At 45.7% G+C, this 13,755-nt stretch carries 13 protein-coding genes and 2 tRNA genes; 13 read left to right on the top strand and 2 right to left on the bottom strand.

The annotated features are described in order from the left end of the window. The first annotated feature begins 10 nt into the window (after positions 1-10). A complete protein-coding gene (locus N2245_RS10000; protein ID WP_494536586.1) occupies positions 11-634 on the top strand; it encodes a hypothetical protein in 624 nt (207 codons plus the stop codon). Here the strand turns inward: N2245_RS10000 and N2245_RS09995 are convergent. Together N2245_RS09995 and N2245_RS09990 are read right to left on the bottom strand one after the other, a co-directional pair. After that, the gene (locus N2245_RS09995) at positions 629-1,324 is read right to left on the bottom strand and encodes a PIG-L deacetylase family protein (RefSeq protein WP_494536585.1); all 696 of its coding nucleotides are present in this window, start codon (positions 1,322-1,324) and stop codon (positions 629-631) included. The two genes, N2245_RS10000 and N2245_RS09995, sit on opposite strands and share 6 nt — an antisense overlap. A 20-nt stretch (positions 1,325-1,344) precedes the next feature. Then, positions 1,345-1,420 (bottom strand) — tRNA-Arg (locus tag N2245_RS09990). Between the two features lie 103 nt (positions 1,421-1,523). Between N2245_RS09990 and N2245_RS09985 the strand changes: the two genes are divergently transcribed. The 12 genes from N2245_RS09985 to N2245_RS09930 all read left to right on the top strand — a co-directional run bounded on the left by N2245_RS09985 (position 1,524) and on the right by N2245_RS09930 (position 13,755). Further along, positions 1,524-1,601: transfer RNA gene (locus tag N2245_RS09985), tRNA-Pro, on the top strand. A 560-nt stretch (positions 1,602-2,161) separates the two neighbouring features. Continuing rightward, entirely contained in the window at positions 2,162-3,877 is a 1,716-nt protein-coding gene (locus N2245_RS09980; protein WP_494536584.1) for a gluzincin family metallopeptidase, read from the top strand. A 75-nt stretch (positions 3,878-3,952) separates the two neighbouring features. Further along, positions 3,953-5,011: a Holliday junction branch migration DNA helicase RuvB gene (ruvB, locus tag N2245_RS09975; RefSeq protein ID WP_494536740.1), complete on the top strand. Its 1,059-nt coding sequence runs from the start codon at positions 3,953-3,955 to the stop codon at positions 5,009-5,011. Continuing rightward, entirely contained in the window at positions 5,008-5,232 is a 225-nt protein-coding gene (locus tag N2245_RS09970; RefSeq protein ID WP_494536583.1) for a DUF2905 domain-containing protein, read from the top strand. The genes ruvB and N2245_RS09970 overlap by 4 nt, the downstream gene beginning before the upstream one ends. A 3-nt stretch (positions 5,233-5,235) precedes the next feature. After that, positions 5,236-6,246 (top strand): tRNA preQ1(34) S-adenosylmethionine ribosyltransferase-isomerase QueA, encoded by a 1,011-nt coding sequence (gene queA / locus N2245_RS09965; RefSeq protein ID WP_494536582.1) that lies wholly within the window; start codon positions 5,236-5,238, stop codon positions 6,244-6,246. A gap of 8 nt (positions 6,247-6,254) precedes the next feature. After that, positions 6,255-7,439: a tRNA guanosine(34) transglycosylase Tgt gene (tgt, locus tag N2245_RS09960; RefSeq protein ID WP_494536581.1), complete on the top strand. Its 1,185-nt coding sequence runs from the start codon at positions 6,255-6,257 to the stop codon at positions 7,437-7,439. A 20-nt stretch (positions 7,440-7,459) separates the two neighbouring features. Next, positions 7,460-7,864: a holo-ACP synthase gene (locus N2245_RS09955; protein ID WP_494536580.1), complete on the top strand. Its 405-nt coding sequence runs from the start codon at positions 7,460-7,462 to the stop codon at positions 7,862-7,864. A 4-nt stretch (positions 7,865-7,868) separates the two neighbouring features. Next, positions 7,869-9,422, top strand: coding sequence for an NAD(P)H-hydrate dehydratase (locus tag N2245_RS09950; protein ID WP_494536579.1), 1,554 nt, complete (start codon positions 7,869-7,871; stop codon positions 9,420-9,422). A 23-nt stretch (positions 9,423-9,445) separates the two neighbouring features. Further along, entirely contained in the window at positions 9,446-10,576 is a 1,131-nt protein-coding gene (gene alr / locus N2245_RS09945) for an alanine racemase (RefSeq protein ID WP_494536578.1), read from the top strand. Positions 10,577-10,593: 17 nt separating this feature from the next. Beyond that, positions 10,594-11,205: a bactofilin family protein gene (locus tag N2245_RS09940; protein WP_494536577.1), complete on the top strand. Its 612-nt coding sequence runs from the start codon at positions 10,594-10,596 to the stop codon at positions 11,203-11,205. 44 nt (positions 11,206-11,249) lie between these two features. After that, complete coding sequence (locus tag N2245_RS09935) at positions 11,250-12,800, top strand: spermidine synthase (protein ID WP_494536576.1); 1,551 nt, start codon at positions 11,250-11,252, stop codon at positions 12,798-12,800. A 46-nt stretch (positions 12,801-12,846) separates the two neighbouring features. Then, positions 12,847-13,755, top strand: coding sequence for an AEC family transporter (locus N2245_RS09930; protein WP_494536575.1), 909 nt, complete (start codon positions 12,847-12,849; stop codon positions 13,753-13,755).

The raw sequence follows: 13,755 nt of genomic DNA, 5'->3' as shown, positions 1-13,755 counted from the left end.
TGCAGTAACTTTGGATTTCTATCCTCCTGAACCTCAAAAGTTAGACCTAGCATGTATTTGTGACTCTTTCCAATCACGCTTAGGCTCAGGCTTCTTCAACGACGTGTGGGAACTTACGAATAACAAGGATTATGTTGTTAAGGTAGCTAAGCCTTATTTTGGATACAATCAGCCTCTGAGCTGGTTAATTCGACAAGCTAACGAACATTCAATAGCTGCCAAGTATTTTAGAGTGCCTCAGAGCTTTTTTGTAAGGTCTAGAACTTCTAGTGGCAAACCTGTAAACCTAGTTATCCAGAAGAAAGTCAATGGTACACCTTTGTCTAGGCTGGGAGATAGAGAATTGACGATTATTAGAGATGAATTGCTGGGCTTGGTTGAGGCTATAAAGATGTGCCTAGCGGAGACTAATTCGTTACCAGATGTCATAGGTGGACCACCTAGATGGTGTATGCATGATATAAGATGCTCAAACAACCTTGTGGTAGATGAACAGCGCAAGATATGGCTGATTGATCCAGCAGCTATGTTTCTATGGTTTTCGCGTAGTAATATATTCGGCAGGTATTATACTAACCTTCTTGTTAGAAGTGCGGAGAGGTTAGCAAGGAGAGCAGGTATACCAAAACTATAGCAGTTCTATATGCTTGAAAGCTTCGGCGTACTTCACGCCTATACGCTCTCCGGTAACTTCTGCCCACTGTATTACTCTGGATTGCCAATTGGGGAGGTGTCCCAGCTGGCTATGGTGGCAAGCTAGAGCTTCTATCTTCTTATCCATGAAGTCGCTGATATCTTCCAGATGGTCAGGGCTATCAGTGCTAAACAGAAACACATGGGAAGTGTGGTGTGGCTCTAAACCAGCCACTAGTTGTTCGGGGACGTATAAATGATCTCTCGCGGCTACTATTGCATCAATGCTCACCATGCCGACTGCCCTGTGGTCAGGATGTATTTGGTAAGCTCTCCATGGATCGTGAGTGATGAGGGCATTAGGCTCAAATTTCCTGATGATAGTGCTGATTTGTCTTCGAAAGTCCATAGTAACTTCGAGTTCGCCATCTAGATGACGAAGAAAAATGACCTCTGATATACCTAATACTTCTGCAGCTTTCTTCTGCTCTTGCTCTCTGATTTCGGCAATGTGAAAAGGAGACTTACTCCTATCTTTTGTACCTTTGTCGCCACTCGTGGCAAGTACCAAGCATATCTTTGAACCTGCTTCAGCCCACTTAGCTACGGTACCTCCACAGGTAAACTCCATATCATCCGGATGAGCCACTATAACGAGGACGCGTTCAGGAATGAGAGAGTTGTTCTGCATGGATCTCCTCAGGAAGGATTTGGCGGCCCCGGAGGGACTCGAACCCCCGACACGCGGTTTAGGAAACCGCTGCTCTATCCTCTGAGCTACGAGGCCGCGTCTGCATTGATAAGTATATCAAAGGCTCCAAAACCTGTACAAGACCAGTGGGATCCCGTGACTGGAAGCAGGACTACAATTTTGCTATTATTAGCCTTGCCGGGGCGTGGCGCAGCCCGGATAGCGCGCACGGTTCGGGACCGTGAGGTCGGAGGTTCAAATCCTCTCGCCCCGACCAAGGAACCCCCAAGTGCTACCTGGAGTTCAAACATAGCCCCTTCGACCGGTGAGGTTCGAAGGGGCCTCTTGGCTTGGGCTAGCCTAGAGTGCTTCCATGCATCTAGTAGCCTCCACGTCCATATCTACCATCCGGTGAGAGTATATGCCCAGAGTGATGCTGATGTGCAATGCCCTAGATGCTGCTGGATCAGTGATGGTTGACTTCCTGTCGCAGCAGAAGGCCTGCGGATGTGGGGCGCAGACAGTGGAAGGGCATCTTGGATGGCTCACTCTAGAATCCTATTTATTTGTTGTCTAAGGATAACTCTTTTGCTACAATCCCTGCGATGTCGATGACTACCCGCTTCATCAAACTGCAGGAAACCTTCGGTGATTATCTCTAGTTTTAAGCTGCGAATTATATTCATCGGTTTTTGCGTAATTTGTCTTCTGGGTATTTCCCCTTACGATCGTAATCCCAATAATGTCGACTTCAGTAGTTCGCGTTGGACCATTCAAGATATCTCGAATGAGCAAATCCTTAAATTCTCCGTTCCCCCTGCGAGGAAGCTAGATCTGTTGAGGTCTCGCCTAGGGTTAGTTCAGGAGGTGAATAACACTAGCAACAGTACTAAGGGTTGGCGTGTAGGTATAAGGAAAAGCTTTTGGGTGCTAAATCAAGAGAGTAACTCCTACTTACGGAAGCAGGCGGTACTTCAACTCGTAACTCCTAATGCATATTGGTTTGTTGAGGAAGGGGTAGGGTTTTCTGAGTTTGATCTTCGGCAAGCTGCGGATCAATTTGAATCTCTTATACCAACCCTAAGGTCGGTCTTTGGAACCGAGTGGAGGCCTGGTATAGATGGTGATTCTAGGATTGTTATATTCATAGGGAATATTCCAGGTGTTGGTGGCTATTACTCCAGCAATGACGAATACCTCAGTAGTGTCAGTCCATATAGCAATGGACATGAGATAATTTATATTAATTCTAACCCGGGTAGCCCTTCCTTCATCTCTACACTTGCACATGAGTTTCAGCATATGATCCATTGGTATCAACATGCCAACCAAGATGTATGGATAAATGAAGGCATGTCTGAGTACGCCTCGGAGCTTTCAGGACATATTCCTTCAGAAACTAGCAAGTCTTTCGCTAATAACCCTGATATACAGCTAAGTAGTTGGAGCAGCAATCCAGATGAGTCCTTATCTCATTATGGGCAATCATATAGACTTATGTCTTACTTGGCGTATAGATTTGGCCCCGATATTCTCAGGCATATAATAAGGTCTAAGTATCCAGGCTTGTTAGCTTTATCTGAAACCTTATCTGCTTATGGATACGATTGGTCTAAGGTCTACCCTCAATGGCTCATAGCCAATTTAGTGGATATCAAGGGCAATAAGATATTTGGGTATAGATTTGATCAACCCAATGTAAGATATGCTTCTTTGAGCATTGGTTCTGATCTAATAACCAATATCAACCAGTGGGGTGCTGACTACTACAAGTTACCCCAAAATACATCGGACTACTATGTGTTTTTTGATGCGGATCCTCGGGTACCTTTGTTGCCTGTGCTTCCCAAGAACGGCCAGAAATTCTGGTACAGTAATCGAGGTGACTTGTTAGATAGTACTCTAACGCGTCAGGTAGACCTTACAAGGGTGAAAAGAGCCACTCTGCAAGTGGATCTCTGGTATGACATAGAGAAAGGATACGACTATGGCTACATAATGGTATCTAGTGATGGCGGCAGAACCTGGACTACACTTCGTGGAAAGCACTCTACTACCAGTAATCCAAGTGGAAACAACCTGGGAAGTGGTTACACAGGCAAGAGTGGTGGATGGATTACTGATACTTTTGATCTTACTCCATATGCAGGTAGAAAGATCCTGTTAAGATTTGAGTATGTTACAGACGATGGGTACAACTCGGCAGGTATGGCTGTGGATGGAGTGCGTGTACCTGAGATAGGTTTCTACGATAATATGGAAAGTCCTAACGATTGGCAGGCTAAAGGGTGGGTTCTAAGCGGACCCTATGTTCCAGGTAGATATAGTCTGATTATCCTAGATGCTAACAATCCCAAAGGGTATGTATTGGTAGATGCTGGCGCGGATGGCAAGGCTATCTATGAGCTTTCAGCACAAGAGCTCAAGGGCGAACCATTCTTAATAGTTGCCGCTAAATCTAATTACACCCTTCAAAAATCCACGTATAGAATTCAGATCTTGCCAAAAGAACCTGGCTACCTTACCTTGTTAGCAGGTAGAGCCTCCAGATAGTTTTATAACCGTCTGGTAAAGTTGAAGCTTGTAGGTTGATATAATTTGTCTAGTAACACTGGAGACTAAATCATGCTGCAACGTGCTATCGATCCTACAAAATATCCAGAAGACGACATACAGGAAGCCACGGTCAGGCCCAAGCGACTAGATGAATATATCGGGCAAGATCAAATAAAGGACCGGGTCAAGGTTATCATCGAGGCGGCTAAGGCAAGGGGAGAGGCCATAGACCATATATTGCTCTACGGTCCACCAGGTTTAGGCAAGACTACGCTTGCTACGATTATTGCCAACGAAATGGGTGTAAAGATACATTCTACATCCGGACCTGCTATAGAAAGACCCGGTGATGTAGCATCTATATTATCTAAGTTACAGCCTTTTGAAGTCCTATTTATTGATGAAATCCACAGACTACCTCGACCTGTTGAGGAGATGCTCTACTCCGCTATGGAAGACTTTAAGGTAGATTTCGTCTATGGTAAGGGCCCTAATGCTGGTACAGTCACCTTGCCTTTACCTCCTTTTACACTCATTGGTGCTACCACCAGGCTGGCTTTGCTCAGCTCTCCACTACGAGGTAGGTTCGGGGATATCTTTAGGCTTGAATATCAGGATATCGACTCGATGGCGGCCATAGTGAAGAGGGCTGCTAATATACTCAAGGTAGGCGTCACAGATGAGGGAGCATTAGAAATAGCCCGCCGTAGCAGAGGCACTCCTAGGGTAGCTATTAGACTCTTGAGAAGGGTAAGAGATTACGCTCAGGTAAGGGCTGATCACTTAATTGACCATAAGACTGCATGCAAGGCGCTTGATATACAGGGAGTGGATGAGCTTGGTCTTGATGAAGTCGATAGGCGTATACTTCTTGCCATAATAGAGAAATTTGATGGTGGTCCTGTAGGGCTCGAGACTCTGGCAGCGTCCATCTCAGAGGAACCAGATACTATAATGGACGTTTATGAACCCTATCTGCTGATACTCGGGTTCATACAACGCACACCTAGAGGTAGAGTTGCTACCAGAAGGGCATATGACCACTTGTCCATACCATATCCAGAAAGTAAGTCCAAGACAGAAAATAACATAGAACAACCTACTCTTTGGGAGAACGACGAAGACCGATGAGTGAGCTGGCCAAGATATTTATTTTTGTTGGCTTATTCTTGCTAGTAGTAGGGATTATCATAGCTGTGTTTGGCTCATTTTTGCCGTTTGGTAGACTTCCTGGGGATATTAGATTTAGCAGGGATGGATTTAGTCTCTACGTACCTATAGTCTCGTGCATAGTGATTAGCATTGTACTTACAGTAATAATCAATATAATTTTGCGTATTTTGGGACGTTAGCTTATGAGGTTGCAGGATTTTGATTACTATCTACCGCCTGAGCTTATAGCTCAAACACCAGTTGAGCCGAGGGATTCATCACGACTGCTTGTGCTTAGTAAACGTACTGGTGAGATCGAACATGCTATATTCAGGGACCTGCCCAAATACTTATTGCCTGGAGATGTATTAGTATTCAATGATACGCGTGTTATCCCGGCTAGATTGCATGGGCGTAGAAAGCAGACAGGTGGCAACGTTGAGTTCTTGCTGGTTAGGCATGTTAAAGATACCGACTGGGAGGCCATGGGGAGACCTGCCAGAAGGTTGAAGATTGGAGAGAGGGTTACTGTTGCCGAAGATCTCGACGTTCAGGTACTAGAAAAGCTGCCAGAGGGATTATTGCTTATTAGGTTACCACAAGAAGTACACGAGAACCTCGACAAATATGGTGAGATACCATTGCCCCCATACATACATGATTTTCATGGCGATGCTTCGAGATATCAGACTGTCTATGCTCGTGACCCTGGTGCTGTGGCTGCGCCGACAGCAGGATTGCATTTCACTGAGGAGTTGATATCCCGCTTAAGGGACTATGGAGTAGAACTAAGATTTATAACTCTCCATGTTGGTCCTGGGACATTTCAGCCTGTAAAGACGGAGCGTATCGAAGAACATAAGATGCACTCTGAAAGATATTACATCCCGGAGGGTTTGCTTGAATACCTTGAAGAGAAGCGTAGTGCTGGCAATAGAGTAGTAGCAGTAGGTACTACCTCTGTCAGAGCATTGGAAGATGCTGCTGTAAGACGCCAGACAGGTGCTTGGGTGGAGACGGATCTGTTTATAAAGCCAGGCTATCAGTTCAAGGTAGTGGATGCTTTGATAACCAATTTCCATCTTCCTAAGTCTACTCTTATGATGCTGGTAGCTGCGATAGGCGGCTATGAACACATTATGAATGCCTATAGGATAGCTGTAGAGAATAGATATAGATTCTACTCCTTTGGGGACGCAATGCTCATTATCTAGGGAGGATTATGGATATCGATCATACCCAGTTCTCTTTTGAGGTTCATGCTATAGATGGGCTTGCAAGAGCTGGAAGATTGACTACTCCTCATGGGGACATAAAAACTCCAGTATTCATGCCCGTAGGTACCCAGGCAACTGTCAAGGCTATGAAGCCTGAAGATGTAGACGCACTTGGGGCTCAAATAGTGCTCTCCAATACCTATCATCTCTACCTTCGCCCTGGTGTAGAGATAGTAGCAAAAGCGGGTGGACTACATAACTTCATGCGTTGGCCCAAGCCTATACTTACAGACAGTGGAGGCTTTCAGGTATTTAGCCTAGCTTCTCGAAGAGAGATACTAGATAATGGGGTGCGATTTCGTAGCCATATTGATGGGAGCGAGCATCTATTTACGCCCGAAAACGTGATTAAATACCAAGAGTTTTTGGGTGCAGATATAATCATGGCCTTCGATGAGTGTGCTCCCTATCCTGCGGATAAGAGCTATGTCAAAGAGGCCATGGAAAGAACTCACAGGTGGCTCGAAAGGTGCGTAGCTTCTAAAACACGCCCTGATCAGGCTTTGTTTGGAATAGTCCAGGGAGGAATATGGCCTGATCTACGGGAAGAAAGTGCTCTCTTTGTCTCCTCCATGGATCTTCCAGGTTATGGAATAGGTGGCCTTAGCGTTGGTGAAGACAAGGAGCAAATGCTTGAAGCTCTTTCGATCGTGACCGCTATACTTCCGATGGACAAGCCTCGTTACCTCATGGGGGTAGGGTCTCCAGAGGATCTGCTGAACGGCATTGCTCTGGGTGTAGATATGTTTGACTGCGTTTTGCCTACACGTAATGCGCGTAATGGAGCCCTTCTCGTGCCAACTGGCAGGTTGAATATCAGGAATGCGCAATTTAAAGAGGATTTCAATCCTATACAGGAGGATTGTGATTGCTATACCTGCAGTAACTTTACGCGTGCGTATCTTCATCACCTCTTTAGAGCCGAAGAGCTGCTAGCTTATACCCTGGCTACTACCCATAACCTTAGATTCCTTGTCAGGTTGATGGATGGCGCCAGAGAGGCCATCCTAAAAGGGGAGTTTGAGAATTATAGACAGCAGTTCCTAGCTAAATTTCAACCACCAGATCCCGAGGCAAGAAAGCTCAATCGTGAGAGGCGCTTAGTCGGATTGTTTGAGGAAACTAAGTAGAATTTAAACTTGGAGTGCTTGTGAAAGATATTGAGAGTTACTGTATTCCATATTGTGGCATTGATATAGTAGAGGTCCCTCGTATAGCAGCAGCGTTGGAGCGTTGGGGAGAAAGGTTTTTGAATAGAGTATATACTGCTAGAGAAAGGGATCTGTACTCGCGCAAGTTGTTGTCACTTGCTGCTAGGTTTGCTGCTAAGGAGGCGGTTATGAAGGCTTTGGGGACCGGGATGCGTGGAGTGGGTTGGAAGGAGATAGAAGTTGTACCAGATCATAGAGGTAAACCTGTGCTGCATCTTTACGGTAGAGCTTTGAATAGAGCCAAGGAGCTTGGAATACAAAGCTGGGATATAAGTCTCACTCACTCTCGCGATACAGCAATAGCAAGCGTTGTGGCTATAGCTCTAAAAACAGTTGAGGAGTAGGGAAGTGATACCCGTTGTAACCGCAGATCAGATGAGATCTATAGAGCAACTGGCTTTCACGTCTGGAGAAACCGTAGAGTCCCTCAGCCAAAGAGCTGCGGAGTCCATAGCTGATGAGATTCTCAGGCTTATAAGGGAAGAGTTATTACACCCTCCTGTGGCTGTTATCGCGGGGCCAGGGAATAATGGATTGGACGCTATCAAGACCGCAAATATACTTGCTAATTCTGGAATTAGTGTCAAAGTCTTTTCTTGGAAGAGGCAGGAAAGTAATTCCCAGCAAGCAGAACTTGAAGATGTGCTCGATGAATCAAGGACCATACTAGATGGTATTTTTGGTATTGGCCTTTCCAGAAATGTAGAAGGTGAGGCTGCACAGATCATTGAAAGATTGAACTCATTTAGATCTGAAAAAGATGCTAGGACCGTCTCCGTTGACATTCCCAGCGGCTTACATTCAGATAATGGTCGGGTCATGGGAGTATCCATTGTTGCAGACTATACAGTTACTCTTGGCTATCCCAAGAGCGGACTCTATACAGGAAAGGGCCCAGAGTCCTCAGGAGTGATCATCCATAAGCCTTTGGGATTTACTATTCCCGAAGACTTTAGACCATTGGCTTGGGGATTTACTCAGAATAATTACAAAGTTAAGTTTCCAGAAAGAAAGATAGGGTCACACAAGAACGATAATGGGCGCCTAATAGTTCTGGGCGGTAGCCTGAAGTACCCTGGGGCCCCAGTTCTTGCAGCGAGAGCAGCGGCGAGAGCAGGGGCTGGCTACGTTACGGTAGCTTTCCCGAGATCGCTTTACTACACGATAACCTCCCATCTCAATCAAGAGACCGTTTGGCCTCTACCTGAAGCTGAACCCTTTACCTTAGGTCCAGCATCTGTGGAGGAAGCGCGTGAGGCGGTTTCTACCTACAAGGCGTTAGTGGTTGGTAATGGCGTCGGTAGAGAGGAAGCAACGGTAGACTTTGTCTTGGAACTTCTGGGATTACCTGGGCCTGAGCAACGCCGCGCCATAGGTTTTAGGCCTTCTCCTAACCTCCCAAAGAAGAACGATAAGCATCAGATTCCTCCTACAGTAGTTGATGGCGATGGTCTATTTGCCTTAGCTTCTCAGGATAGCTGGTGGGTATCCACTCCTCAGGTCCAAATCCTTACACCTCATCCTGGGGAGATGGCGCGACTTGTAAATAAGCCTGTTTCTGAGGTCGAGTCTGATAGGTTTGGGCTGTCTGTATCTTCTTCTAAAGAGTGGGATAAGGTGGTGCTTTTGAAGGGTGCTTATCCATTGATTGCAAAACCTGATGGTGAAGTATACCTGCTAATCGAATCTCATCCAGAAGTCTCAAGCGCAGGTACAGGAGATGTGTTAGCAGGACTATGTGGATTCTTTCTTTCTCTAGGCTATCCTGCTGCTGATGCGGCTCAAGCCGCACTGGTGTTAGGATCTAGGGCAGCTAGTATAGCGAGCGAAACAGTTTCTAAAAATTGTGTTGGTGCTACGGACTTGATAGATGCTCTTCCCGCTGCAAGAATGTCTTTGTAATTGATTAGGAGAGCTTAGGCGCTATGCTAGCCGAGAGAGTTAAGGTAGCAAAAGGGCCCACATGGGTAGAGGTGGATTTGAATGCTGTAAGGCATAATCTTAGACTCTACTTAGATAAATGCCCAGGGTCGAGAATAATCGCCGTGGTTAAGGGCGATGCCTATGGGCATGGGATTGTAGAAATCTCAAAGGTCGTACTAGATGCTGGTGCGTGGGGGCTAGGAGTTGCACGAGTAAGCGAGGGCCTGTTGCTAAGATCTAGTGGCATAGATGCTCCCATAATAGTTTTGGGCTATTCTAGTGAGCAGGAGATACACCAGGCTGTGGCTTCAGATCTTGCTCTCAGCGTCTCCAACGAAAAAATGCTCGATTGGATTCTAGCAACTGTTAGAGAGATTGGTAGGACCCCACGCATTCATCTTGAAGTAGATACTGGTATGCGTCGGTTGGGGGTCAAGTTTGAAGATGCTGCCCAAATAGTCCACTATATTCACAACACGAATAGTGTCTACCTAGAAGGTATCTTCACTCATTTCGCTAGCGCCGATGACCCTGAGGGGTTTTTGTTTAGGCGCCAACTTAGTATGTTTCAAGACCTTATACACCTTATCAGGGAGAGAGGCGAGCTTCCTCCCATAGTGCATGCTGCCAATAGTGCGGCTGCTCTCTACGCTCCAGAGAGCCACTTTGATGCCGTCAGAATTGGTATTGGGCTGTACGGTGTTCAACCTCTACAATTCAAGACTTATCCTCTTAGACCTGCTATGGCTCTTCGCTCAATAGTTGCCAGGGTGCTTGACGTACATGCAGGTGAAGGGGTAAGCTACGGACATACGTATATTGCCAAGGAAAGCCATAAGGCAGCAGTCATACCTTGCGGTTATGCTGATGGCTATCCGAGGATTCTAAGCAACAGGGGAGAAGTCATCGTAAGCGGTGTGAGGTGTCCGGTTATAGGTAGAGTCTGTATGGATAACCTTATAGTGAGACTACCTGAGGGGGTTGATACTAGAGTTGGTGACGCAGTAACGCTCATCGGGAGTCAAGGGGACGAGACGGTTGACGCAGGCTACTTGGCAAGACTTGCAGGAACTATACCTTATGAGATCCTTTGTGGGATAGGGCGAAGGCCAGAGAAGATATATATAAATTGAACAGGAGGTAGTATTTCATGCTTCGACGTAGAGATCTAAAAGGTACTGAGGAAGGTAACCAACAGCAAACTTCACAGACCGAAGCTCAGAACCAAGAAACCACTCAGCAGCCTCAGGCTCAGTCAGCATCTTCGAATATTAGTCCCAGTGGGCTCTCTTGGCGGCCGATGAGACAGACCAATGAGGATTGGCGTCCTCAACGTGCAGGTACACCTACAGGTGATGAGAGCGTCATCGGCCCTGATGACTTCTTCAGCGGCAACTACAAGTCTGAGAGGGGAGTAAGAGTCCAGGGTAGAGTAGAGGGTTCTATTGAATCCAAAGGGCATATATTCATAGAAGAGCAAGCTCAGGTCAATGCCGATCTAGTTGCAGAAGATATAACAGTTGCCGGAAGATACAATGGTAAGGTTGAATGCAGGCGCCGTTTCGAGATCACTCCAACAGGTATAGTAACGGGCGAGATAAATACTGACCTTCTAGTAGTACAAGAGGGTGGTTACTTTGATGGTAAGCTGAAGATGAAGGATAGATCAGGTCGTGTGGCTCAGGCTCAGAAGCAACAAGCTCAGGGTGCTGTTCAGAGACAGGCGCAGAAAACAGATGACCAATCTCCGGCACAAGTTTAGGTATTGCAAGATTGGATTGCAATAGACTGGATGTATAATCTCTTATGAAGAGCAGTAGAGATCTATTATTACCTTTCGTTGTCTTCACAGCAGGCGCGACTGTCATGGCAACTGAGATGGGAGCATCGCGCCTGCTTGCCCCGTATTTCGGCGACTCCCTGATAATCTGGGCTAATCTTATAGGCATGATCCTTATATATTTGACCCTGGGTTATGCTCTGGGTGGAAGGTTCGCCGATAGGTATCCTTACAAGTCAGGTCTTTACAAACTTACAGCTTGGTCTGGTTTTCTAATCATACTTATACCTATACTATCTCGTCCCTTGCTAAGGTGGTCCACTGAGGGATTTGCTGAGCTATCGGCAGGTATATTCTTTGGATCTTTATTTTCCATACTTTTATTGTTTGCACTGCCGATTACCATGCTGGGAGCAGTGTCTCCTTATGCAATGAGGGTTAAGATAGAGTCGGTATCAGAAGCCGGACACACTGCTGGCTACCTATATGCAATCAGCACCTTGGGATCTATCTTTGGCACATTTGTACCTGTACTTCTCTTGCAGCCTTGGATTGGCACAACAAGGTCCATCTGGATATTTGGGTTCGTTCTACTAGCAGTTTCCTTACTAGGTTTGGCTAAGGAGCTAGGGAGGAGGTCTATCCCATATGCAGTCATGCTTGCTCTTTCTATTTTTTTGATGGTTCTCTTCGACACTAGCAGGATAAAGGCTGCAGAGATGGGCCAGCTCCTCTACGAAGGGGAGTCAATGTACAACTACATACAAGTTGTAAGAGATGATAATGGTTGGGTCGATTTAATCCTCAACGAAGGTCATGCTACTCACTCTAGATATAATCCTAACCAGATACTGACTGGTGGGCCTTGGGATTACTTCATGCTTGCTCCTCTCTTCAGGCCTGAAGGGTTGGATACGCCCGTGCGCGATGCCTTAATGATAGGTCTTGCTGCTGGGACCATGCCTAGACAATATTCAATTGTCTATCCTGATACACACATAGATGGCGTGGAAATAGACGGTCGTATTGTGGAAGTTGGGCGCAAGTATTTTGATATGAACGAACCTCAACTCAATGTAATAGTTGATGACGGTAGATATTTCCTTAGGCGTACAGATAAGAAATACGACATAATTGCAATTGACGCATATAGGCAGCCTTATATACCCTTCCATCTTACTACCCACGAATTTTTCGAGGAAGTTAGGCAGCATCTCAAGCCCAACGGTATAGTGGTTATAAATGCTGGTAGAGCCCCAGGGGATTACAGGTTGGTAAATGCATTAGCCAGTACTATGAAGTCGGTTTACCCAAACGTTTTTGCAATCGACACGGCTGCGTATCTAAACACTCTGATATACGCAACCAACCAGCCGATGACTATTCAACAGTTCTGGAATAATGCTGAGAAGGTGAGGGATCCTTACCTTACTACTATTCTCGAATGGGTAAGATCCAGTGGGAATATGCGAGAGTTATCTATGACTGAGAGACCGTTTACCGATGACTGGGCTCCGGTCGAACGTGTCATAGACCAGATGATATACAAGTATGCTATAACTCAGGGTAAGGAATGAAAGCCTTACTCTCCTTCCAATAGCTTCGTTTCCTGGATAATGATCTGTGCTGTCTATCTTTATAAATACGACTGTGCCTGTTTTTATTATAGTGCTTGCGGGGATGGTAGCTGCTCGTTATGGGGTTATGCACGCTCAATCCCTTGCGAGACTGTCTCTATATGTTCTTAGCCCCGCCTTAGTGTTTACTAGCCTGGTTAACACATCGGTTACCCTATCGAACATCCTAAGAATAGGTTTATCTCTGTTGATACTTGCTATCTTCACTTATCTATTGGGTACTTTGGTTTGTGAATTACTGGATGTTGAGCCCTACACCAAGTCTAGCTACCTTTTATCTACGATTCTGATGAATTCTAGTAATTTTGGATTACCGGTGATTCTATTTGCTTTTGGTGAAGATGGACTCGCAGTAGCGTCGATCTATTTCGTTGTTCAGTCCCTGCTTACTAATACCTTGGGGGTCTATATTGCCTCTAGGGGAATGGCAGACCCAAAATCTGCTTTGATGAACACTTTCAAGCTACCGACATTATATGCAATAATTGTATCCTTACCCTTCCTGATCTTTCATTTCCCTTTGCCACAAGTAGTTAATAGGCCAATAGATCTCCTAGGTAATGCTGCAATACCTATATTGCTTCTAATGTTGGGTGCTCAGCTTAGGTTGCATCTAAAGGCTATAATCTCCCCATTGTTTATAGCTGCGTTGATTACACGCTTAGTGATCTCTCCTCTGATAGGCTACATGATAGGACGTGTAATGGGGCTTGAAGGCTTGATTTTACAAGTCTTTGTGGTGGAATCTGCCATGCCTACTGCTGTAAACACGATCATGCTGGCAACTGTCTTTAAGTCAGATACCGACTTTCTTTCTAATGTCATAGCATTTTCTACACTGGTCAGTATGATAAGCTTGACGCTACTTATATCACTATTAGGAGCTGTAGGATAA

This window comes from Thermobaculum sp. T2p (assembly GCF_059335935.1).
This window is presented reverse-complemented; position numbering and strand designations above follow the sequence as displayed.